General features: G+C 62.2%; 23 protein-coding genes and 1 tRNA gene. 15 read left to right on the top strand and 9 right to left on the bottom strand.

The window, feature by feature from the left end; genetic code table 11:
* Positions 1-8: 8 nt before the first annotated feature.
* From rsd to ACKPCU_RS00680, 5 genes are all read right to left on the bottom strand, one after another.
* Entirely contained in the window at positions 9-482 is a 474-nt protein-coding gene (gene rsd / locus ACKPCU_RS00700; protein ID WP_104738055.1) for a sigma D regulator, read from the bottom strand.
* Between the two features lie 125 nt (positions 483-607).
* The gene (locus ACKPCU_RS00695) at positions 608-1,117 is read right to left on the bottom strand and encodes a disulfide bond formation protein B (RefSeq protein WP_104738056.1); all 510 of its coding nucleotides are present in this window, start codon (positions 1,115-1,117) and stop codon (positions 608-610) included.
* 133 nt (positions 1,118-1,250) lie between these two features.
* The gene (gene secB, locus ACKPCU_RS00690) at positions 1,251-1,739 is read right to left on the bottom strand and encodes a protein-export chaperone SecB (protein ID WP_104738057.1); all 489 of its coding nucleotides are present in this window, start codon (positions 1,737-1,739) and stop codon (positions 1,251-1,253) included.
* A 50-nt stretch (positions 1,740-1,789) separates the two neighbouring features.
* Positions 1,790-2,047 (bottom strand): glutaredoxin 3, encoded by a 258-nt coding sequence (gene grxC, locus ACKPCU_RS00685; RefSeq protein ID WP_104738058.1) that lies wholly within the window; start codon positions 2,045-2,047, stop codon positions 1,790-1,792.
* 1 nt (position 2,048) lies between these two features.
* The gene (locus ACKPCU_RS00680) at positions 2,049-2,471 is read right to left on the bottom strand and encodes a rhodanese-like domain-containing protein (RefSeq protein ID WP_104738059.1); all 423 of its coding nucleotides are present in this window, start codon (positions 2,469-2,471) and stop codon (positions 2,049-2,051) included.
* A 159-nt stretch (positions 2,472-2,630) separates the two neighbouring features.
* Here ACKPCU_RS00680 and gpmI point away from each other — a divergent pair, with 159 nt between their 5' ends.
* The 4 genes from gpmI to ACKPCU_RS00660 are packed head-to-tail and all read left to right on the top strand — an operon-like array spanning position 2,631 to position 7,631.
* Positions 2,631-4,169: a 2,3-bisphosphoglycerate-independent phosphoglycerate mutase gene (gene gpmI, locus ACKPCU_RS00675; RefSeq protein ID WP_321349134.1), complete on the top strand. Its 1,539-nt coding sequence runs from the start codon at positions 2,631-2,633 to the stop codon at positions 4,167-4,169.
* Positions 4,170-4,175: 6 nt separating this feature from the next.
* A complete protein-coding gene (locus tag ACKPCU_RS00670) occupies positions 4,176-5,360 on the top strand; it encodes a murein hydrolase activator EnvC family protein (protein WP_321349133.1) in 1,185 nt (394 codons plus the stop codon).
* Positions 5,361-5,414: 54 nt separating this feature from the next.
* A complete protein-coding gene (locus ACKPCU_RS00665; RefSeq protein WP_104738062.1) occupies positions 5,415-6,707 on the top strand; it encodes a S41 family peptidase in 1,293 nt (430 codons plus the stop codon).
* A gap of 3 nt (positions 6,708-6,710) precedes the next feature.
* Positions 6,711-7,631, top strand: coding sequence for a divergent polysaccharide deacetylase family protein (locus tag ACKPCU_RS00660; RefSeq protein ID WP_321349132.1), 921 nt, complete (start codon positions 6,711-6,713; stop codon positions 7,629-7,631).
* 445 nt (positions 7,632-8,076) lie between these two features.
* Here ACKPCU_RS00660 and hisF read toward each other — a convergent pair whose 3' ends face one another.
* The 4 genes from hisF to hisB all read right to left on the bottom strand — a co-directional run bounded on the left by hisF (position 8,077) and on the right by hisB (position 10,983).
* Positions 8,077-8,850: an imidazole glycerol phosphate synthase subunit HisF gene (gene hisF, locus ACKPCU_RS00655; RefSeq protein WP_321349131.1), complete on the bottom strand. Its 774-nt coding sequence runs from the start codon at positions 8,848-8,850 to the stop codon at positions 8,077-8,079.
* A 67-nt stretch (positions 8,851-8,917) separates the two neighbouring features.
* Complete coding sequence (gene hisA, locus ACKPCU_RS00650; protein WP_321349130.1) at positions 8,918-9,667, bottom strand: 1-(5-phosphoribosyl)-5-[(5-phosphoribosylamino)methylideneamino]imidazole-4-carboxamide isomerase; 750 nt, start codon at positions 9,665-9,667, stop codon at positions 8,918-8,920.
* 74 nt (positions 9,668-9,741) lie between these two features.
* Positions 9,742-10,386: an imidazole glycerol phosphate synthase subunit HisH gene (gene hisH / locus ACKPCU_RS00645; RefSeq protein WP_321349129.1), complete on the bottom strand. Its 645-nt coding sequence runs from the start codon at positions 10,384-10,386 to the stop codon at positions 9,742-9,744.
* 3 nt (positions 10,387-10,389) lie between these two features.
* The gene (hisB, locus tag ACKPCU_RS00640) at positions 10,390-10,983 is read right to left on the bottom strand and encodes an imidazoleglycerol-phosphate dehydratase HisB (protein ID WP_088276175.1); all 594 of its coding nucleotides are present in this window, start codon (positions 10,981-10,983) and stop codon (positions 10,390-10,392) included.
* A gap of 225 nt (positions 10,984-11,208) precedes the next feature.
* On the opposite strand from hisB, the gene ACKPCU_RS00635 reads away from it, so the two are divergent.
* From ACKPCU_RS00635 to ACKPCU_RS00585, 11 genes are all read left to right on the top strand, one after another.
* A complete protein-coding gene (locus tag ACKPCU_RS00635) occupies positions 11,209-12,249 on the top strand; it encodes an NAD(P)/FAD-dependent oxidoreductase (protein WP_321351910.1) in 1,041 nt (346 codons plus the stop codon).
* A gap of 45 nt (positions 12,250-12,294) precedes the next feature.
* Positions 12,295-14,469, top strand: coding sequence for an AsmA family protein (locus ACKPCU_RS00630; protein WP_321349128.1), 2,175 nt, complete (start codon positions 12,295-12,297; stop codon positions 14,467-14,469).
* Entirely contained in the window at positions 14,466-15,524 is a 1,059-nt protein-coding gene (gene mutY / locus ACKPCU_RS00625; protein ID WP_321349127.1) for an A/G-specific adenine glycosylase, read from the top strand. Before ACKPCU_RS00630 ends, mutY begins: the two co-directional genes overlap by 4 nt.
* Positions 15,525-15,538: 14 nt before the next feature.
* Positions 15,539-15,811 (top strand): oxidative damage protection protein, encoded by a 273-nt coding sequence (locus ACKPCU_RS00620; protein ID WP_104738069.1) that lies wholly within the window; start codon positions 15,539-15,541, stop codon positions 15,809-15,811.
* 87 nt (positions 15,812-15,898) lie between these two features.
* A tRNA-Phe gene (locus ACKPCU_RS00615) sits at positions 15,899-15,974 on the top strand.
* A 100-nt stretch (positions 15,975-16,074) separates the two neighbouring features.
* A complete protein-coding gene (locus ACKPCU_RS00610) occupies positions 16,075-16,257 on the top strand; it encodes a linear amide C-N hydrolase (RefSeq protein WP_321349126.1) in 183 nt (60 codons plus the stop codon).
* Between the two features lie 470 nt (positions 16,258-16,727).
* Entirely contained in the window at positions 16,728-17,495 is a 768-nt protein-coding gene (locus ACKPCU_RS00605; RefSeq protein ID WP_321349125.1) for an ABC transporter ATP-binding protein, read from the top strand.
* Positions 17,496-17,506: 11 nt separating this feature from the next.
* Positions 17,507-18,256: an ABC transporter substrate-binding protein gene (locus tag ACKPCU_RS00600; RefSeq protein WP_321349124.1), complete on the top strand. Its 750-nt coding sequence runs from the start codon at positions 17,507-17,509 to the stop codon at positions 18,254-18,256.
* 42 nt (positions 18,257-18,298) lie between these two features.
* The gene (locus ACKPCU_RS00595) at positions 18,299-18,991 is read left to right on the top strand and encodes an ABC transporter permease (RefSeq protein ID WP_104738072.1); all 693 of its coding nucleotides are present in this window, start codon (positions 18,299-18,301) and stop codon (positions 18,989-18,991) included.
* The gene (locus ACKPCU_RS00590) at positions 18,988-19,692 is read left to right on the top strand and encodes an ABC transporter permease (RefSeq protein WP_104738073.1); all 705 of its coding nucleotides are present in this window, start codon (positions 18,988-18,990) and stop codon (positions 19,690-19,692) included. The genes ACKPCU_RS00595 and ACKPCU_RS00590 overlap by 4 nt, the downstream gene beginning before the upstream one ends.
* Before the next feature lie 10 nt (positions 19,693-19,702).
* A complete protein-coding gene (locus tag ACKPCU_RS00585; RefSeq protein ID WP_321349123.1) occupies positions 19,703-20,908 on the top strand; it encodes a methyltransferase in 1,206 nt (401 codons plus the stop codon).
* Positions 20,909-20,931: the final 23 nt, after the last annotated feature.

The raw sequence follows: 20,931 nt of genomic DNA, 5'->3' as shown, positions 1-20,931 counted from the left end.
TGGATTGCTCAGACAGTGCTGAGCAGATCCTTGTGAGCGTTGTGCAGTACTTCGATCAGACAGTCTTCAAGCTCAAAACGTTCATGTAGCAGGGCACCCAGCTGTTGCAGTCTTTGCTGCATCTGTTCTTCGTCAACAATGCTCGCCAGTTGGCCGTAACTGTCATTGAAGGTGACTGCTTCGCGAGTGATGGCCTCGATCCTGGGATAAACCTGATGAGCCAGTTCAATACCGCGCTGGTCGTCGAAATCCTGCGCTTCGCGCAGCAGCTGCTCGTAGATTTCGAAGTGGCCGGCCGAAACATAGTCGACCAGAACGTCGCAGAAGGCGGATAGGGCCGTGTCGGCCGAGTCGGGTGTGTGAACGCGCTGACGCAGGCGGGTGTAGTCCATGATCAACTGGTTGCGTTCGGCCAGCCAGCGGTCGATCAGTTGGTGGACGCCGCCCCAGCGTTCCTGGGAGGTTGTGCAAGTTTCCAGCATCTTCCACCTCTTTCGGCAGTGTCGGCTGTGCCGACATGTTGGCTGTGAGTGATTACCGAGTTGCAACAGAATAGGCCAGTCAGTGTTGCCGCATCAAGGCTTCTGACGCGGCGCGGCTCGCCCGGTCAGTCGACCTTGCGCAGCACCTGCATCAGGCCAAACACGGTGTAGCAGATGAAGGCGATCAGGGTGCCCTCGGCGATGCTCAGGCCAAAGAAGGTCCAAGTCACCTCTGCGCACTGCGCGGTGCCGCTAAATACCTGACTGAGCACGTCCCAGAACGGCATTGTTTCGAGCATGTAGTCCAGCGGCAGGATGCACGAGGGCACCTGATCCGGTGGCAGGTGCTGCAGCCAGACCTGACGGCCGGCAGTGATGGCGCCGGCCAGGCTTGCCAGTGTCACCAGGACGCCGTAGACCCTTGCGCCGGTTCGTCTGCCATGCTTCGGGCTCGGGTTGTGCAGCACCGCTGCGAGGCAGATCAGGCCAACCACGATGACGGCGATGCGCTGGATGATACAGAGCGGACAGGGCTCAAGGCCGACAACATGCTCTAAATACAGGGCGGCAGTCAGCAACAGGACAGACACGATCAGAGCGAGCAGATAAAGGGGGCGAGAGGCCGGCAGGGTCATGCGAGATTCCGTCTTCGTTCGGGGTGCGGACGCCTACCTTAGAGCATGCGCTGGCGGGCGCACAAGATCAGATAGTTGTCGGGCGTCTGGTGCGCCCGTTGCCGGACCAGATGGCCCGGCACGCAGGTACTGATCAGGCAGTGCCTTCAGCTTCGCTGGCACGACGCTGTTCGGATTGGGCGAACAAGGCATCGAAGTTGACCGGTGCGAGCATCAGGGGAGGGAAGCTGCCGCGCAGAACCAGGTTGTCGATGGCTTCGCGGGCGTAGGGGAACAGGATGTTCGGGCAGAAGGCGCCGAGGGTGTGGCGCAGGGCGGCGTCTTCCAGGCCGTCGATGGCGAAGATGCCAGCCTGCTGGACTTCAGCGATGAAGCAGACCTCGTTTTCGCCACTGGTAACGGTGGCGTTGACGGTCAGCACTACTTCGTAGACGCCGGGCTGCAGCTCGCTGTTACGTGTGTTCAGGTCCAGATTGACGTGGGGGTTCCACTGGCTCTGGAAAACGGCCGGCGACTTCGGCGACTCGAAGGAAAGGTCTTTGACGTAGATGCGCTGCAGGCTGAACTGCGGCTGACCTGCCTGTGCGCCGTTGGCGGCTTGATTGTTCTGTTCTTCGGCCATCGTGAAAAATCCTTGATGTGATGGTTGTAATTGCGTGTTGAAAGCGCTGCTTACCCTGCCAGCAGCGCATCCAGTTGTCCAGCGCGCTGGCTGGCGAACAGCTCGTCGCAGCCGCCAACGTGGGTATCACCAATCCAGATTTGCGGGACTGAGGTGCGGCCGCCGGCCAGACGCGTCATTTCCGCGCGCAGGGCAGGCTGACCGTCAACGCTGATTTCGCGGTATTCCACACCCTTGCTGGCCAGCAGTTGCTTGGCACGCGTGCAGAACGGACAGTAGTTGCTGCTGTAAATTACGACGTCAGCCATATCATTTCACCAGTGGCAGGTTGTCGGCGCGCCAGCCGGAAATGCCGCCGGACAGGCGAGCCACGCTTTCGTGGCCGGCGGCTTTCAACTGCTTGGCGCAGCCGGAGGCGTGCTGGCCGGCGGCGCAGACCAGCAGCAGGGGCTTGCCCTTGTGCTTGTCGAGTTCGCCCATGCGTTTTTCCAGCGCGTCGTAGGGGATGTTGATGGAGTCGACGATGTGGCCTGCGCTGAAATCTTTCTTTGGCCGCAGGTCGATCACAACTGCCTGCTCGCGGTTTATCAGGGCAGTCGCCTGGCTGGTGCTGAGCGACGCGCCAGCCTTGCGGCCTTCGGTAAACAGCAGCAGCGCGAGGATGACAAGAAAAGCGGTGGTCAGCAGGTAGTGATTGCCGATGAATTCGATCAGATGTTGAAGAAACTGCATTGAACTGGCTTCCGGTACGCTGAAAGCTCGCGAGTATACACCAACGATGGCGGGAACCGAGCATGACAGGCTGCCGCCCGACCAGTAAACTGTCGAGCATGTTGGCGGCCGACAGGCACGCAGTTCCTTTCCTGATCTTCCCAATGTGAGTTATTTGCCATGACAGCAGCGCCCAAACCTCTGGTTCTGATGATTCTGGACGGCTTCGGTCACAGTGAGTCCCCTGATTCCAACGCGATCATGGCGGCCAATACACCGGTCTGGGACCGGCTTTGGGCCAATGCCCCACATACGCTGGTATCCGGTTCAGGCATGGATGTCGGCCTGCCGGATGGCCAGATGGGCAACTCTGAAGTTGGACACATGAATCTGGGCGCCGGCCGGGTGGTCTATCAGGACTTCACCCGTGTTACCAAGTCGATTAAGGATGGCGATTTCTTCGAGAACCCGGTCCTCTGCGCTGCGGTCGACAAGGCCGTGGCCGCGGGGCGTGCGGTGCACGTCATGGGCCTGCTGTCGCCGGGTGGCGTGCACAGTCATGAAGATCAGCTGGCCGCCATGGTCGAGCTGGCGGCCCGCCGTGGCGGTGAGCACATCTATGTGCATGGGTTTCTTGACGGTCGCGACACGCCGCCGAGGAGCGCCGAACCCTCGCTGCAGATGATGGAGAACACCTACGCGCGCCTTGGCAAGGGGCGCACGGCCAGCCTGATTGGTCGTTACTACGCGATGGATCGTGACAACCGCTGGGAGCGGGTCGAGGCGGCCTACAACCTGATCACGGAAGGTCGGGGTGAGTTCAATGCGCCGACGGCGGCCGACGGTCTGGCTGCTGCCTACGAGCGTGGTGAAAGCGACGAGTTCGTCAAAGCCACCACCATTGGCGCGCCAGTCAGGGTCGAGGACGGCGATGCAGTCATCTTCATGAACTTCCGCGCCGACCGTGCCCGGGAACTGAGCCGTGCGTTCGTTGACCCCGGTTTTAGCGGGTTTGCCCGTCAGCGCGAACTCAAACTGGCCGGCTACGTCATGCTGACCCAGTACGCCGCCGATATCCCGGCCCCCTGTGCCTATCCGCCGGCAACGCTGGAAAACGTGCTGGGCGAATATCTGGCGAAGCAGGGCAAGACGCAGCTGCGTATTGCCGAAACTGAAAAGTACGCCCACGTGACCTTCTTCTTCTCTGGTGGCCGCGAAGAGCCGTTCGAAGGTGAAGAGCGCATCCTGATCCCCTCTCCGCAGGTTGCCACCTACGATCTGCAGCCGCAGATGAGCGCGCCGGAAGTGACTGACCGCATCGTTGAGGCTATCGAGCAGCAGCGATACGACGTGATCATCGTCAATTATGCCAACGGCGACATGGTTGGCCACACCGGTGTATTTGAGGCGGCAGTTGCCGCCGTTGAATGCCTGGATAGCTGTATCGACCGCATCAGCGCCGCGCTGGCGAAGGTGGGTGGCGAGGCGCTGATTACCGCTGATCACGGCAACGTCGAACAAATGGCTGATGAGCACACGGGGCAGGCGCACACCGCGCATACCTGCGAGCCGGTACCGTTCGTCTACGTGGGGCCGCGCCAGGTCGAGCTGCGTGATGGCGGCATCCTCTCTGACGTTGCCCCCACACTGCTGACGCTGCTCGGTTTGCCGCAGCCGGCCGAGATGACCGGTCGCAGCATCATCACCAGCGTGAAGTAAGCGCCGATGCCTAGTTCGCAGCAGGGACGCTGGTGGCGGCCGCTGATGGCCATGCTGCTGACCGCCGTGTGCGGTTGGGCTGCACCGCTGGCGGCGGACCAGCCGGCTGATTCGCGTGCCGCGAGGGCCGAGCTGGAAAAGGCGCAGGCGGACATCGAGCGACTGAAGGACATGTTGCAGGGGCTGCGTCAGGAGGTCTCCGGTATGGAGGCCGAGCTGAAGGAAAGCGAGACCGACATCGGTCGTCTGCAGCGCGAGCGGCGCGAGCTGGAGCAACAGATCCGTGATGGCGAGAGCCGGCTGATCGATTTGCGCGAACAGACCCGCACCCTGCAGGCGTCGCTCAAGGGGCAGCAGGAACAGATTGCCCGGCAGGTCCGGGCTGCCTACATGGCCGGCCAGCAGAGTTATATGAAGTTGCTGCTCAATCAGGACGACCCGGGACGCATGGCGCGGATGCTGCGCTATTACGATTACGTCGGTCAGGCGCGGGTTGCGGAAATCTCCCGCTTCAACGACACCCTCGCCGATCTGCAGCAGACCAGTGCGCAAATCATCAACCAGCAGAGCGACCTGCAGCAGCAGCGTGAAGGGCTGGCCGAGCGCACCACTGCGCTGCAGGCCCAGCAGCGCAAACGCAGCGAGCTACTGGCGTCACTGCAGGGGCAGCAGCGCAGCCAGAACGAACAGTTACGCGCGCGCGAGGCCGAGCGCGCGGAATTGACTCGCCTGATTAAACGTCTCGATGAAGCTGTTGTCAGTATTCCGGTGCCTGCCGGCAACCTGCCGTTTGCGCAAGCACGCGGCAAGCTGCCGCTGCCCGTCAGAGGGCAGCTGGCGGCGCGCTTCGGCAGTCAGCGTGGCAGCGACGCCCGGTTGAAATGGGACGGACTGGTGATAAACGCACCGAGCGGAACGCCAGTGAATGCGATTCACGGTGGTCGGGTGGTGTTTGCCGACTGGCTGCGTGGCTCGGGCTTGCTGCTGATTCTGGATCACGGCGGCGGTTATCTGAGCCTGTACGGGCATAACCAGACTCTGCTCAAGGAAGTCGGTGCCTGGGTGCAGCCGGGTGAGGCGATCGCCACGGTCGGCAATAGCGGCGGCCAGGCGGAGCCTTCGCTCTACTTCGCAATTCGTCATCGTGGTCAGGCGCTGGATCCGTTGGGCTGGTGTATGCTGTCTGGATGACAGCACCAGGCAGACGGCAGGGCGCTCGTTGAATTTCCCGGACTGGAGAGTTACATGATTGCAGCGCGTAGTCTGTTGGTGGCCGGTTTTACCCTGGCTTTTGGCCTGTCGCAGGTTCATGCCCAGGAACAGGCTGCCGAGCCCGCCGCTGCACCCTTGCCGCTCAACGAACTGCGGACCTTTGCCGAGGTGTTCGAGCGTATTCGCAGCTCCTACGTCGAGCCGGTGGATGACGCGACGCTGCTGGAAAACGCCATTCGTGGCATGCTCGAAGGGCTAGACCCCCATTCCGCTTATCTGACCCCCGAAGACTACACCGGCCTGCAGGACAGCACCGAAGGACAGTTTGGCGGGTTAGGGATCGAAGTGGGACAGGAAGACGGCTTCCTTAAGGTCGTCTCGCCCATCGATGACACGCCGGCCGCAGAAGCTGGCATCGAAGCGGGCGACCTGATCATCAAGATCGATGACCAGCCGGTAAAAGGCATGAGCCTGATGGACGCGGTTGACCGCATGCGCGGTGAACCTGGTTCCGAGGTGCGATTGACGCTGGTGCGCGGCGAGGGGCGCCCGTTCGAGGTATCCCTCAAACGTGCTGTGATCAAGGTCAAGAGCGTCAAGACCGAGGAGCTTGAGCCTGGCTATGCCTACTTGCGTGTTACCCAGTTCCAGGTCAACACCGGTGACGAGGTGCGGGCGGCGATCAATCGCCTCAACGCTGACGGCCAGCTCAAGGGGCTGGTGCTCGATCTGCGCAACAACCCCGGCGGCGTTCTGCAGGCGGCGGTCGAGGTGGTCGACAGCTTTGTCGACAGCGGCCTGATTGTTTACACCAAGGGCCGCCTGAGCAACGCCGAGATGCGCTTCAATGCCACCAGTGCCAATCCGTCCGGCACGGTGCCACTGGTGGTGCTGATCAATGGTGGCTCTGCCTCGGCCTCGGAAATTGTCGCTGGCGCGCTGCAGGATCTGGGGCGCGGTGTGATCATGGGGACCGACAGTTTTGGCAAGGGCTCTGTGCAGACCGTATTGCCGCTGAACAACGACCGGGCGCTTAAACTGACTACCGCGCTTTACTACACGCCGAGCGGGCGCTCGATTCAGGCCCAGGGCATTGTGCCGGATATCCGTGTCGAGCGCGGGCATCTGACCCTTGATGAGGGGGAGATGGGCTTCCGCGAAGCGGATCTGGCAGGCCACATCAACAACGCCAGTGGCAACGAGCGGCCTACGGGCAGCGAGCCCAGAGCGGAGCGCAATCTGCTTGATGAGGATTATCAGCTGACCCAGGCGCTGAGCCTGCTAAAGGGCTTGAATATCGCCACCCGTTCGCGCGCCGCAGACTGATTGATGGGCTGGACCTGTCCGCCATGCGGCGGCGTGTTGCGCGCGCTTGCCCTGAGTTTTTCGCTGCTGCTGGTCGCCTGCTCGGACGATGAGTCGCCTGAAGCGCCTTCGTCCGCCCCGGCGACCGAGCAGCCGGCCAATGCCGGCGCTGCTGTCGTTCCCGTCGTGCCGGTCGAGGTCCCACCGCTGTCTGCGGTCGAGCCGCCGCCGGCGGTCATCGAGCCCGAGCCAGTTCCGCCGACGTTGCTCACTGAACCGCCTTCCCTGCCCCGGCTTGCCATCATCATTGATGATGTGGGCCAGAGCTTGCCGGTTGGTCGGCGGGTGGTGGCGTTGCCTGGGCCGGTCGCGCTGGCCATCCTGCCGTTCCTTCCTCATTCACAGTTGCTGGCCACCGAAGCCGCGGCAGCCGGCAAGCCGGTAATGCTGCACCTGCCGATGGAAAACATGGCTGGCTTGTCGATTGGTCCGGGCGGGCTGACCACGGCCATGCCGGAAGCCGAGTTTCGCTCCCGTTTGCAACTCGCCTTGAATGCCTTCAGCCCGATTCAGGGCGTCAACAATCACATGGGCAGTCGGCTTACTGCGGATCGTCAGCGTATGGACTGGTTGATGCAGGTGTTGGGTGAGCGTCAGCTGTTCTTTGTCGACAGCCGCACCACGGCACAAACCCAGGCGGCCTTTGCTGCCGAGACGGCAAAGGTGCCGAGCGTGTCCCGCGACGTGTTTCTCGACAACCAGCGGACCGAGGCGGAGATTGATCACGAGTTCGCTCTGGCTGTCGCCAAGGCGCGCAAGGACGGCTCGGCGGTACTGATCGGTCATCCGTATCCTGAGACCTTGCGCTATCTGGAGCGACGCTTGCCGCAACTGGAGGGCGAGGGGGTGCAGCTGGTGAGTGTGCAGGTGTTGTTGGAGCGGTAGCTGCTGAATCGTTGATCGCTCTCATGCTCTGCGTGGGAGCGCCCGTCAGGATGTGCATCTCGGGTGCGTTCAGTTTTGCATGGTATTGCCGGCTGCGGTGTCGTCTGACGGATGGCTTTTCGCCTTTTACGGCGAGCCAAGGGGGGCCGCTTGCCCAGCCCCCCCTTAGCGATCCCCCGGGGCACCCGGCTACGCGGCCCTTCGGGTTCGCTGCGTTGCTCGGCCTGGCGGGGGACGGCAGAACTCGTCGCTGCGCTCCTCAGACATGCTGCCGTCCTGTTTCCCGCCAGCCCTGCGCTACTCGCCCGCGTAAACGGGACTGGAGTCCGTGCGCGCTCCGCCGTCGCTGATCGTTCCAATGCTCTGCGTCTCACCGCCGCTTATCGGTATGCGTAACGTCCGTGCGGTCGGTTTCCCAGGCAGAGCGTGGAAGCCGTCAGCGATATCAGAGACGCATCTCGATGCCGCGCTCGGCCATATAGGCCTTGGCATCGGCAATGCTGTATTCACCGAAGTGGAAAATGCTGGCTGCCAGTACCGCGTCGGCGCCGCCCTGCAGCACGCCGTCAGCCAGGTGCTGCAAGTTGCCGACGCCGCCAGAGGCGATTACCGGGATGTGTAGCGCATCGCTGATGGCGCGGGTTACGCCCAGATCGTAGCCGCTCTTTACGCCGTCCTGATCCATGCTGGTCAGCAGAATCTCGCCAGCGCCCAGCTGCTCCATCTTCTTCGACCACTCGACCGCGTTCAGCCCAGTTGGCTTGCGCCCGCCGTGGGTGAAAATCTCCCAGCGGCCGGGCTCGTTCGGGCCGGAGACGCGCTTGGCGTCGATCGCCACAACGATGCACTGCGAACCGAAGCGATCAGCTGCTTCGCCGACAAACTCCGGGTTGAACACCGCTGCGGTGTTGATCGACACCTTGTCCGCGCCGGCATTGAGCAGGTTGCGAATATCCTGCACGGTACGCACGCCGCCGCCGACGGTCAGCGGAATGAACACCTGGCTGGCCATGCGCTCGACCGTGTGCAGCGTGGTGTCGCGTTCCTGATGGCTGGCGGTGATGTCGAGAAAGGTAATCTCGTCCGCGCCCTGCTCGTTGTAACGACGAGCGATTTCCACCGGATCACCGGCGTCGCGGATGTTCTCGAACTTGACGCCCTTGACCACGCGACCGTTATCGACGTCGAGGCAGGGGATGATGCGTTTGGCCAGGGGCATGGGCTTTCTCCGAAAGCAGCTTCAAGCTGCAAGCAAAATCAGTAAACCAGCGCGGACAGCTTGCCGCTTACGGCTTGTTGCTTGCGGCTGCGTTATCACACAGCGCCTGCGCTTGCGCCACATCCAGCGTGCCTTCGTAGATGGCACGGCCGGTGATGGCGCCGATGATGCCGGGGGCGCGGGCGTCGAGCAGGGTCTGAATGTCGCCGATGTGGTGGATGCCGCCGGAGGCGATCACCGGAATCGAGGTGGCGTTGGCCAGCGCGGCGGTGGCTTCGACGTTGCAGCCCTGCATCATGCCGTCTTTGGCAATGTCGGTGTAGACGATGGCGCTGACGCCGTCGGCTTCAAATCGTTTGGCCAGATCGACTACCTGAATGCTGCTGACTTCGGCCCAGCCGTCGGTGGCAACGAAGCCGTCTTTGGCGTCCAGGCCCACGATCACCTTGCCCGGGAAGGCGCGGCAGGCTTCGCCGACGAACTCGGGTTCTTTGACCGCCTTGGTGCCGATGATGACGTAGCTGACGCCCGCCTTGACGTATTCCTCGATGGTTTCCAGCGAGCGAATGCCGCCGCCGATCTGGATCGGCAGGTCGGGGTAGCGGCGTGCAATCGCGGTGACGGCATCACCGTTGACCGGCTTGCCCTCGAAGGCGCCGTTCAGGTCAACCAGGTGCAGGCGGCGGCAGCCGGCGTCGACCCATTTGGCGGCCATGGCCACCGGGTCGTCGGAGAACACGGTGGCGTCTTCCATCAGGCCCTGACGCAGGCGAACGCAGGCGCCGTCTTTCAGGTCGATAGCGGGAATGATCAGCATGTCTTTTTCCTTTGGGAAAAGAGCGTCAAGCTTCAAGCGCTCTGGCCTGCGGCTTGCAGCTTGTCGCTCGATGTTTACCAACGCCCATCCCAGGCGAGAAAGTTGCTCAACAGCTGCAGGCCGTTGGTGTGGCTTTTCTCGGGGTGGAATTGGGTGGCGAATACGTTGTCCTGTGCCAGCGCCGCGGCGAAGTCGACGCCGTAGTGGCAGCGCCCGGCCAGTTGGCCGCTTCTCTCGGGAGCAGCGTAGTAGCTGTGTACGAAGTAGAAGCGGGCATCCTGCTCGATGCGGTGCCACAGTGGGTGGTCGATGGCCTGTTTGACCTGGTTCCAGCCCATGTGCGGCACTTTCAGGCGGGTGCCGTCGGCTTCATGCAGCTCGTTGCCGAAGAAGCGCACCTTGCCCGGGAACAGGCCAAGGCAGTCGACGCCGCCGTTCTCTTCGCTGTGCTCCAGCAGCATCTGCATGCCGACGCAGATGCCCAGCAGCGGCTTTTCCTTGGCTGCCTGACGGACTACGCCGTCGAGTTCAAGCTGGCGCAGCTCACTGACGCAGTCGCGAATGGCACCAACGCCCGGCAGCAGCACGCGGTCGGCGGCGAGGATGATCTGTGGGTCACTGGTCACGTCGACCTGGCGGGCGCCGGCGTGCTCAAGGGCTTTGGCAACCGAGTGCAGGTTGCCCATGCCATAGTCGATGACGGCTACATGACTGCTCATGGCTTACAGGCAACCCTTGGTCGAAGGGGTGATGCCGGCCATGCGCGGATCTTCTTCAATCGCCATGCGCAGCGCGCGGCCGAAGGCCTTGAACACGGTCTCGATCTGGTGGTGAGTGTTCACACCACGCAGGTTGTCGATGTGCAGGGTGACCTGGGCGTGGTTGACGAAGCCCTGGAAGAATTCCATGAACAGGTCAACGTCAAAGCCGCCGACGCTGGCGCGGGTAAAGGGCACGTGCATCTGCAGGCCGGGGCGGCCGGAGAAGTCGATCACCACCCGGGACAGCGCCTCGTCCAGCGGGACATAGGCGTGGCCGTAGCGGCGGATGCCTTTCTTGTCGCCGATGGCCTTGGCAAACGCCTGGCCGAGGGTGATGCCGACGTCTTCGACGGTGTGGTGGTCGTCGATGTGCAGGTCGCCGCGGGCCTTGATGGTCATGTCGATCAGCCCGTGACGGGCAATCTGGTCGAGCATGTGCTCAAGGAAGGGAACCCCGATGTCGAAATCGGCCTGGCCAGTGCCATCGAGATTGATGGCGACCTGGATCTGGGTTTCCAGCGTGTCGCGCGCGACGCTGGCCTTACGCTCAGCCATGGGTGTCTCCGCTGATGGATGCATTCAAAGGCGTGCATTATACGTGCCTGCCAGCCAGAAGGGCTACCGGTGACTGATGGCCTCTGCCAATCGGCTTGATAGGCAGGGCTGTTGTCGGACCATCGCTGACGGCACAATGGCAGCGAAACAGGAGGAGAGCCGCGCGTGGATGTGGATCTGGTGGTCATCGGAGCAGGGGTTGTCGGGCTGGCTGTCGCCCAGCGCATGGCGCGCGGCGGCCGCAGTGTGCTGGTGCTGGAGCAGGAAAGCAGCATTGGTCAGCATTGCTCCAGCCGCAACAGCGAGGTGATTCACGCGGGTATCTACTATGCGCCGGGCTCGCTCAAGGCGCAGCTTTGCCGGCAGGGGCGCGACCTGCTGTATGGCTGGTGCCGCGCCCATGCGGTGCCGCATCACACCATCGGCAAACTGCTGGTGGCGGTTACCGAAGACGAGATTCCTGCGCTTAAAAAACTGCAGGCCAACGCCGCGGCCAATGGCGTCGAGCTGCTCTGGCAGAATGCCGGCGAGGTTGCCGCACGTGAGCCGCAGGTGCGGGCGGTGGCCGGGTTGTTCTCGCCGCTCACCGGGATTGTCGACAGTCATGCGCTGATGCAGTCGTTCGAGGCGGCGCTGCAGGTCGCCGGCGGCGAGCTGTACTGCAACACCCGGGTCGCCGGGCTGGAGTCGATCAGCGGAGGGCTGCGCGTGACCGGCTCCAGCGCGGGCGAACCCTTCACTGTCAGCGCTCGACAGGTGGTCAACGCCGGGGGGCTGTTCGCGCAGCAGGTGCAGGCTGCCGCCGGTGCGGGTGAGATTCCGCCGCTGCAGCTGTGTCAGGGGCGCTATTTCAATTACAGCGGCCGCTCGCCGTTTTCCCATCTGGTCTACCCCATGCCGGAAGCCAATGCGGCCGGGCTTGGCGTGCATGCGACGCTGGATCTTGGCGGACAGCTGCGCTTTGGCCCGGATGTGCGCTATATCGATCAACTGGATTATCAGGTCGACGAGGGTTTGCGCGATGTCTTTGCCGGCGCGATTCGCCGTTACTGGCCCGATTGCGATGCTGAGCGGCTGCAGCCAGCCTATGCCGGTGTGCGCCCCAAGCTGTCCGGGCCGGGGGAACCGGCCCGGGATTTCGTCATCCAAGACCACAACACGCACGGTATCGTTGGGCTGGTCAGTCTGCTCGGGGTTGAGTCGCCGGGGCTGACGGCGAGTCTGGCGCTGGCTGAACAGGTCGCGGCCAGACTGGATGCCGTGTAGGCTGCACGCAGGCGGCGCGGAGGCCGCAAACGACAAGGAGCAAGTATGAAATCCTTTGCCAAGGTATTGGGGATGGTGCTGGCAGGCATCGTCATTCTGGTGATCGGCGCGCTGTTCTTTCTGACCCGGATGTTTGATCCCAATGACTATAAGGACGATATCCGTCAGGCTGCTCGTGAGCAGGCCAACGTTGAATTGACGCTGGACGGGGATATCGGTTGGTCGTTGTTCCCCTGGCTCGGCATCGAGCTGAAAGATGTGGGCGTGGCTCCGGTGGCAACGCCCGATCAGCCGTTGGCCTCCGTCGGCACCCTGGGTCTTGGGGTGAAGGTGCTGCCGCTGCTGCGCAAGCAGCTGCGCATGAGCGACGTGATCCTCAACGATATCCAGCTGCAGCTGGTGCGGAACGACAAGGGGGTTGGCAACTGGGAAACCGTCGGCCCGCAGGCCAAGCCAGAGAAAGCCGAGGACGGCACCCCGAGTGGTATGGATGAGTCGCCTTCCGATGCCGGCGGCACGTTTGACATCACCGTTGAAAGCGTGCGTGTTACCAACGCCAGCGTGCGCTATGAAGACCGCCAGACCGGTCGCACCCTTAGCCTGGACGAAGCCAACTTCACTACTGGCGCGCTGGTGCCCGACGAGCCGTTCGATGTGGCTTTTCAGGGCCTGCTGACCACTGACCAGCCGGCCATGCGGGTGCGCGTTGATCTGTCTTCAGTGGCGACCATGCAGCCCGAGGCGCAGCGCTATCAACTCAGTGCGGTTGACCTCAAGGTCGACGCCAGTGGCGATCCCTTTGGCGGCCGTGCGGTGAACTTCCAGCTGCAGGGCGACGGTATGGTCGATCTGGCCGAACAGGTGGCCGAGTTGGGGCAGCTGCGGTTGTCGCTGGCTGACATGCGCGCCACCGGCCAACTGAAAGTGACCGGACTCAGCAGCGAGCCTCAGCTGAGTGGCCGGCTTGACGTTGCGGCCTTTGATGCCCGTGACCTGCTGCGAGACATCGGCCAGGAGCTGCCGGAGATGGCAGATCCCGGCGCCCTGTCGAGTGTTGCCCTGTCGGCCAACCTCAAGGGTGGTGCCAACAGTCTGATGCTTAACGACCTGCAGTTGGCGCTGGACGGCTTTGCGCTCAACGGCTCGCTGGGTGTCGCGGACTTCGAGCGCCAAGCGCTGCGCTTTGACCTCAGTGGTGACACGCTCAATTTGGATAACTATCTGCCCCCGCGTGAGGCTGGCGAGGCTGACGGTTCAGGTGCCGCCGGCGCTGGTGGCAGCCGCTCGCAGTCGGCCCCAGAGGAGTGGAGTGATGACGCCCTGCTGCCGCTGGATCTGTTGGCACGTCTGGACGTGGACGGCAAGCTGGCGCTGCAGCAAGTCACCCTGACTGGACAGCACATCAAGCCATTCAGTGTGGCGGTCAGGGCGCGCGACGGCCTGGTTCGTCTTACGCAATTTGAAGGCGGCATCTTTGCCGGCAGCTTCTCAGCGACCGGCAGCATTGATACCCGCAAGACCCCGGTCAGCAATACGCTGAAAGCGCAGCTCAAGGGGATTGACTCGGCGGCTGCACAACAGGCCTACGAGGTGCCCCAGCAGGTGCGTGGTCTGATGGATATGAATCTGGAGGTTGCTGCCGGCGGTAACAGCCTGCGTCGCTGGATGAACAGCCTGAACGGCTCGGCCAGTTTCAAGGTGAACGATGGTGCATTGCTGGGCGTCAATCTCGAACAGCAGGTTTGCCGCGCCATTGCTCTGGCCAATCGCAAGTCGTTGAGCGGTGAGCACGGCAGTGAAAATACGCCCTTTGAACAGCTGAGCGGCAGCTTCACCATCCGCAACGGGGTCGTCAGCAACCGTGACCTGATCGCCGATCTGCCGGGACTGGCCGGCAAGGGGCAGGGCGAGATCAATCTGCCGGATCAGCGGATTGATTATCGACTCGGCTTGCTGCTGGAAGGTGACCGCAGCGAGATGCCGGACGAAGCGTGTCAGGTTAATGAGCGCTACGCCGGTATTGAATGGCCGATTCGCTGTCAGGGCTATCTGCACAACGCCGGCAGCAGCTGCGGTGTGGATACCGATGGGGTTGGCAAGATCGCAGCAAAACTGGTGGGCAACGAAGTGCAGCGCAAACTGGAAGAGCGCATTGACGATTCTCTCGGCGACAAGGCACCGGAACTGCGTGACGCCATCAAGGGGCTGTTTTCACGGTGACACCCGAGGTTTTCGCCCAGCGCGTGCTGGACTGGTATGACGGCCACGGTCGCCACGATCTGCCCTGGCAGCAGGATATGACGCCCTATCGGGTTTGGGTGTCGGAAATCATGCTGCAACAGACACAGGTGGCGACCGTCATTCCCTACTACCTGCGCTTTATGGAAGCGCTGCCCACCGTTGAGGCGCTGGCGGCGGCCGACGAGGATCAGGTGTTGCACCTGTGGACCGGGCTTGGCTACTACAGCCGCGCGCGTAATCTGCACAAGGCCGCCAAACAGGTCGTCAGTGAGCACGGAGGCGCGTTTCCGCGCAGTGTGGAAGGGCTTTGCGCGCTGCCGGGTATCGGTCGCTCGACGGCCGGGGCGGTGGCGTCGCTCAGCATGGGCATCCGTGCGCCGATCCTGGATGGCAACGTCAAGCGAGTGCTGACCCGCTTCGAAGCCGTCGACGGCTGGCCCGGCGAGAAGGCCGTGCATGATCGCCTGTGGCGTATGGCCGAGGCGCTGACGCCCGAAAACAGGGTGGCCCACTACACTCAGGCGATGATGGATCTGGGGGCGACACTGTGTACCCGCAGCAACCCTTCCTGCCTGCTCTGCCCGCTGCGTGATGGCTGCAAGGCGCGGGCGCTGGGGGAGCCGAAACGCTTCCCGGCGTCGAGGCCGCGCAAGGTCTTGCCGGTGCGCAGCTGTGTGATGCCGCTACTGATGAACGAGGAGGGCGCCGTCTGGTTGCAGCGTCGTCCGTCCAGCGGGCTCTGGGGTGGGCTCTGGTGTCCGCCTCAGCTCGACGCCGAAGACGAGCTGGCCGACCTGCTCGGCCGTTTGCAGATGGCGGCCCATGAGCGCGAGGCGCTGGCACTGTTGCGGCATACCTTCAGTCACTTCCACCTGGACATCCAGCCTGTGCTGCTACGGGTCTCTGCACGTCCTGTCGTGGCCGAAGCCGGGCAGGTCTGGTATAACCTGCGGCATCCTGAACCGCTGGGTCTGGCGGCGCCCGTGAAGAAATTGCTGCGCCAGATCGAAGCGCGAGTTCCGTCACTGGCCTGAGAGGAGTTTTGTCGATGACACGCATGGTGATGTGCCGAAAGTACAAGAAGGAGCTGCCGGGACTGGACCGTCCGCCTTATCCGGGCCCCAAGGGGCAGGCGGTTTTTGACGAAGTGTCGCGCAAGGCATGGGATGAGTGGCAGAAGCATCAGACCATGCTGATCAACGAGCGTCGTCTGAACATGATGGATCCTGAGGATCGCCGCTTCATTCAGCAGGAAATGGACAAGTTTCTTGCCGGTGAAGACTATGCGCAGGCCGAGGGGTATGTCCCTCCCAGCGAGTAATCTGCCGGTAAGCAGCTGAAAAAGTAGAAAATATTTTTCAGAGTGCTTGACAGGTCGAGGCGCAATCTATTTAATGGCGCCCACGTTGCCCGGGTAGCTCAGTTGGTAGAGCAGGGGATTGAAAATCCCCGTGTCGGCGGTTCGATTCCGTCCCCGGGCACCATCTTTTAAAAAGCTCGCTTCTAGCGAGCTTTTTTTTGCCTGAAATTCCGCCTTCCCCTGTTTCCCTGCAACATGACTGGCGCGGATAGCGCAGCACCGTTATGTTGCCCGGCACCCATCGCGCGGCAGATCGGTTTGCCCGTGCCTCCTTTTACGTCAATGCAATTTCCAAGAGCGCAGACCCCAATCACGCGATTGCCAGCGTATTTAGCGTGTTGCGCAACGTTTCGGTGCCCTATGGCATCGCCACGGAGAATGAACCGAACATCTCCTCCACGTGGTAGCGTGTCGTCGCGGATCACCAGCGACTGCGGCACTTTTCGAGTCGGCCCTGACGCCAAATACCTTCTGGGTTGACCTCAAACGAGTTGACTTTTCACCTGAGAAAGGTAGTGTGCGCCGCCTTGATCTTGGCAAGGGCCAGAACCACACTTATTCCGGCGACGCCACTGCAGACTTTACAGAGACTGCACCGTTTCGGTTCATGGGTTGTGATTGGGTTGGCCTGTCTGCTCACCGTAGAGGCTCTGTTTCGGGCGTTCTGGGGGCTAGATCAGTGAAGATGGCAAGGCTTTTGCGTGTAAGTGGCTCAATGTGACCAAGAGTATGTTCTTGGTCATGATTAGCAGCTGTGCTAGGTTTGCCATCAGCATGACATTCGGATTACTGCAGACGGAACTGTCGAACGGTGGCGCACCACAAGTGCGGTACCTGTGATACCTGATGGCCAACACAGCCTGGTGGATACTGATACGTGACTTCGCCCGCTCTGGAAGTGCGCAACCTGCACAAACGTTATGGCGACCTTGAGGTTCTCAAGGGCGTTGATCTGGTCGCCCGTGATGGCGACGTCATTTCAATTCTTGGCTCTTCCGGTTCCGGCAAGAGCACGATGCTGCGTTGCATCAACCTGCTGGAAAATCCCCACCAGGGGCAGATTCTGGTTGCTGGCGAAGAGCTCAAGCTCAAGCGCAGCCGCAACGGTGAACTGGTGGCGGCAGACAACAGCCAGATTAACCGGCTGCGCGCCCGCGTCGGTTTCGTATTTCAGAGCTTCAATCTCTGGCCGCACATGAGCATCCTCGACAATATCATCGAGGCGCCGCGTCGTGTGCTGGGACAATCCAAGGCGGAAGCTGTTGAAGCGGCCGAAGCCTTCCTGGAAAAGGTCGGCATTGCGGATAAGCGCCATGCCTTCCCGACACAGCTTTCCGGTGGTCAGCAGCAGCGTGCAGCGATTGCCCGCACGCTGGCCATGCAGCCACGCGTCATCCTGTTCGACGAACCCACCTCCGCCCTCGATCCCGAGATGGTGCAGGAAGTTCTGAACGTGATCCGTGCGCTCGCCGAAGAGGGACGTACTATGCTTCTGGTTACCCACGAGATGGGTTTTGCCAGGCAGGTATCGAGTGAAGTGGTATTTCTGCATCAGGGGCAGGTTGAGGAGATCGGCACCCCGGAGCAGGTATTCGGCAATCCCGTTTCCGAACGTTGCCGACAGTTCATGTCAAGCCATAAGTAAGGAGTCCTTCCATGAAGCAATACAAGAAAGTCTTGCTGGCAGCCGCCACCGCGTTGTTTGTAAGTGCTCCCGCTGTTGCCGAGAGTCTGCGTATCGGTACCGAAGGAGCCTACCCTCCCTTTAACCAGATCGACGCCAGTGGTGAAGTTGTCGGCTTTGACCTGGATATCGCCCACGCCCTGTGCGCGGAGATGAAGGTTGAGTGCACCGTGGTCACCTCTGACTGGGACGGTATTATCCCTGCCCTGAACAACAACAAGTTCGACTTCCTGGTCGCGTCCATGTCGATCACCGATGAGCGCAAACAGGCGGTAGACTTCACCAACCCCTATTACACCAACAAGCTGCAGTTCGTTGCGCCCAAGTCGTCCGACTTTGCCACCGACGAGGACAGCCTGAAGGGCAAGACCATCGGCGCTCAGCGTGCGACCATCGCCGGTCAGTGGCTGGAAGACAACATGGGTGACGTGGTTGAAATTCGTCTGTACGACACCCAGGAAAACGCCTATCTGGACATGAGCGCAGGCCGTATCGACGGTGTGCTGGCTGATAACTTCGTGCAGTACGAGTGGCTGCAGAGCGACGCGGGTGCTGATTTCGAGTTCAAGGGCGAGCCGGTGTTCGACAATGACCAGATCGGCATCGCGGTACGCAAGGGCGACCCGCTGCGTGAGCGCCTGAATGCGGCGCTGCAGACTATCGTCGAAAATGGTACCTACGAGACCATCAACGCCAAGTACTTCCCCTTCAGCATCTACTGATGACCAGTCGGGCCCTGCGGGGCCCGAGCTGGATGTAAACTCATGCCTGATCTTCACGGTTTTGGTCCAGCCCTGCTCGAAGGGACCTGGATGACCTTACGTCTGTCGCTGGCCGCACTGGTGTTCGGCCTTCTGTTCGGCTTGCTTGGTGCCTCGGCCAAGGTGTCCGGCAATCCTGTCGCGCGTCTGTGCGGCGGCTTTTACACCTCGGTTGTACGTGGCGTACCCGAGACCGTCTGGGTACTCATGATGTATTTCGGCACGGTGTCGGCGATGAATGCTATCGGTGCCTGGTTCGGCAACCCGACGCTGTCTTTGAGCCCCTTTGTTGCGGGCACCTTCGCTCTCGCGTTGTGCTTTGGCGCCTACGCCACCGAGGTGTTTCGTGGCGCGCTACTGGCCATCCCCAAGGGGCAGAAAGAGGCCGGTCTGGCTTTGGGCATGTCGAGTCTGCGGATATTCTGGCGCATTACCCTGCCGCAGTTGTGGCGCGTCGCCCTGCCGGGTCTGGGCAACCTCTACCTGATCATGCTCAAGGACACCGCACTGGTGTCGCTGATCACCCTCGAGGAGATCATGCGCAAGGCGCAGACTGCTGCGAACGCGACCAAGGAGCCTTTCACCTTTTATTTGCTGGCCGCGTTGATCTACCTGTTCCTCACGGTCTTTATCATGGCGGCGATGCACTGGTTCGAGCGTCGTGCCAACCGGGGCTTTGTGAGGACTGAGCTATGACCTGGGCCGAACGCTGGGCGCTGATCGAGCGCTTTCTGCCGCAACTCTGGGACGGCACGCTGGTAACCCTGCAGTTGGTCGGGCTGGCGGTGGTCATCGGTCTGTTCTTCGCCATTCCGCTCGGGCTGGCGCGGGCATCGCGGCACTGGTATATCCGCGCGCTGCCGTACAGCTATATCTTCTTCTTCCGTGGTACGCCGCTGCTGCTGCAGCTGTTTCTTGTCTACTACGGCATTTCCCAGTTCGAGGTCGTGCGCAAGAGCTTTCTCTGGCCCTACCTTCGCGAGCCCTACTGGTGTGCGCTGATTACCATGACCATGCATACTTCGGCCTATATCGCCGAGATCCTGCGTGGTGCGATTCAGGCGGTACCGCCGGGTGAGGTCGAGGCGGCGCGGGCGCTGGGCATGTCCCGTCGTCAGGCGCTGCAGTACATCATACTGCCGCGGGCAATCCGCATCGGTCTGCCGGCCTACGGCAATGAAGTGATCCTGATGCTTAAGGCCAGTGCTGTGGTCTACACCATCACCATGATGGATATCATGGGCGTGATCCGCACGATCAACTCCCGCACCTATCAGTACGAGCTGTTCTTCCTGGTGGCCGGGGCCATGTACCTGATCATCACGCTGGTCTTTACCCAGCTGTTCCGGCTGGTCGAGCGCTGGCTCAAGGTCGACGCCAGCCGCGAGCAGCGCTGACCCCGTCTGCGTGGAGTTGCTCGCGCGGTTCACCCGGCTGACGGACTGGCTGCAGCGCCATCAGGTGCTGTGGCGGTCCCGGCCCTTCACGACCCCCGTCCTTGCATGGGAAGCTGATCTGCCCGAGCTGGCTGGTTGGCTGCGCGGCCGTTCGCTGGCCGATGCGGAGTTGGCCCAGTCGCAGCCCGAGCTGCTCTCGGGGGCGCCAGAGCCGTTTGGCCGATTGGCAGCCGAGGCAAGCCAGCTGTGTGCCCTACCGCGCTGGAACGAGTCGCTGTCCGCGCCGATTCCCGAGCTGTTGCACCGCCATATTGCCGGTCGCAAGTGGCAACAGATTACCCGTTTTGCCGCGGTGACCGCCGCGCGTGTGCCGACACCGGCCCGACGCTGGGTCGACTGGTGCGCCGGCAAGGGCCATCTGGGCAGGTTACTGGCCTGGCACAGCGGCTGCCCGGTGTGTTGTCTGGAATGGGACGCCGAGTTGAACCGCGCTGGTGCCCTGCTCAGCGAACGGCTGCAGGTCAGCGCCCAGCATCTGGACGCCGATGTCATGCAGGGCGCTAGTGCCGAACGACTTGAGTGCGATGACACTCTGGTTGCGCTGCACGCCTGCGGCGACCTGCACCGCCAACTGATCGAACAGGTGGTTGCCCGTCAGTGCCACCAGTTGGCACTTTCTCCCTGCTGCTACAACCGCATTGCCGGGGCGGCGCATCAGCCGCTATCGCGTGCGGGTCAGGCAGCGGCGCTGTCGCTCAGTCGTGATGAATTGGGGCTGGCGCTGCAGCAGAGCGCCACCGCGGGTGCCCGTGAGTTGCGCCAGCGTGACCGTTCGATGGCCTGGCGTCTGGCCTTCGATCACTGGCAGCGCGAGGGCAGGGGAGTGGATAGCTACCTGCCTACCCCGTCACGTGCGCCCGGCCCGCAGCCGCAAACGCTTGCACACTTCTGCCTTGCCATGGCGGCTTACCACGACCTGCAACTACCGGCTCCCGCGGACTGGCAGGCGCTGGAAGCGCTGGGCTGGCAGCGGCTGGCCGAAGTGCGCAACCTGGAGCTGGTCGGCGGCCTGTTCCGCCGTCCGCTGGAGCTGTGGCTGGTGCTGGAGCGGGCGCTTTACCTGCAGGAGGCGGGATATCGGGTTCAGCTTGGCGAATTCTGCGAGCCGTCGCTCACGCCACGCAATCTGCTGTTGTTGGCTCAACGGGATAACTGACAGGCCATCACCAGTCTGTGAAC

Source organism: Halopseudomonas oceani, assembly GCF_963677335.1.
GTDB classification, from domain to species: domain Bacteria; phylum Pseudomonadota; class Gammaproteobacteria; order Pseudomonadales; family Pseudomonadaceae; genus Halopseudomonas; species Halopseudomonas oceani.
This window is presented reverse-complemented; position numbering and strand designations above follow the sequence as displayed.

What these genes read in the sequence shown, in the direction of transcription:
- rsd (WP_104738055.1), bottom strand. Translation starts at nt 482, where the DNA reads ATGCTGGAAACTTGCACAACCTCCCAGGAACGCTGGGGCGGCGTCCAC.
- ACKPCU_RS00695 (WP_104738056.1), bottom strand. Translation starts at nt 1,117, where the DNA reads ATGACCCTGCCGGCCTCTCGCCCCCTTTATCTGCTCGCTCTGATCGTG.
- secB (WP_104738057.1), bottom strand. Translation starts at nt 1,739, where the DNA reads ATGGCCGAAGAACAGAACAATCAAGCCGCCAACGGCGCACAGGCAGGT.
- grxC (WP_104738058.1), bottom strand. Translation starts at nt 2,047, where the DNA reads ATGGCTGACGTCGTAATTTACAGCAGCAACTACTGTCCGTTCTGCACG.
- ACKPCU_RS00680 (WP_104738059.1), bottom strand. Translation starts at nt 2,471, where the DNA reads ATGCAGTTTCTTCAACATCTGATCGAATTCATCGGCAATCACTACCTG.
- gpmI (WP_321349134.1), top strand. Translation starts at nt 2,631, where the DNA reads ATGACAGCAGCGCCCAAACCTCTGGTTCTGATGATTCTGGACGGCTTC.
- ACKPCU_RS00670 (WP_321349133.1), top strand. Translation starts at nt 4,176, where the DNA reads ATGCCTAGTTCGCAGCAGGGACGCTGGTGGCGGCCGCTGATGGCCATG.
- ACKPCU_RS00665 (WP_104738062.1), top strand. Translation starts at nt 5,415, where the DNA reads ATGATTGCAGCGCGTAGTCTGTTGGTGGCCGGTTTTACCCTGGCTTTT.
- ACKPCU_RS00660 (WP_321349132.1), top strand. Translation starts at nt 6,711, where the DNA reads ATGGGCTGGACCTGTCCGCCATGCGGCGGCGTGTTGCGCGCGCTTGCC.
- hisF (WP_321349131.1), bottom strand. Translation starts at nt 8,850, where the DNA reads ATGCCCCTGGCCAAACGCATCATCCCCTGCCTCGACGTCGATAACGGT.
- hisA (WP_321349130.1), bottom strand. Translation starts at nt 9,667, where the DNA reads ATGCTGATCATTCCCGCTATCGACCTGAAAGACGGCGCCTGCGTTCGC.
- hisH (WP_321349129.1), bottom strand. Translation starts at nt 10,386, where the DNA reads ATGAGCAGTCATGTAGCCGTCATCGACTATGGCATGGGCAACCTGCAC.
- hisB (WP_088276175.1), bottom strand. Translation starts at nt 10,983, where the DNA reads ATGGCTGAGCGTAAGGCCAGCGTCGCGCGCGACACGCTGGAAACCCAG.
- ACKPCU_RS00635 (WP_321351910.1), top strand. Translation starts at nt 11,209, where the DNA reads ATGGCGCGCGGCGGCCGCAGTGTGCTGGTGCTGGAGCAGGAAAGCAGC.
- ACKPCU_RS00630 (WP_321349128.1), top strand. Translation starts at nt 12,295, where the DNA reads ATGAAATCCTTTGCCAAGGTATTGGGGATGGTGCTGGCAGGCATCGTC.
- ACKPCU_RS00620 (WP_104738069.1), top strand. Translation starts at nt 15,539, where the DNA reads ATGACACGCATGGTGATGTGCCGAAAGTACAAGAAGGAGCTGCCGGGA.
- ACKPCU_RS00610 (WP_321349126.1), top strand. Translation starts at nt 16,075, where the DNA reads ATGTTGCCCGGCACCCATCGCGCGGCAGATCGGTTTGCCCGTGCCTCC.
- ACKPCU_RS00600 (WP_321349124.1), top strand. Translation starts at nt 17,507, where the DNA reads ATGAAGCAATACAAGAAAGTCTTGCTGGCAGCCGCCACCGCGTTGTTT.
- ACKPCU_RS00595 (WP_104738072.1), top strand. Translation starts at nt 18,299, where the DNA reads ATGCCTGATCTTCACGGTTTTGGTCCAGCCCTGCTCGAAGGGACCTGG.
- ACKPCU_RS00590 (WP_104738073.1), top strand. Translation starts at nt 18,988, where the DNA reads ATGACCTGGGCCGAACGCTGGGCGCTGATCGAGCGCTTTCTGCCGCAA.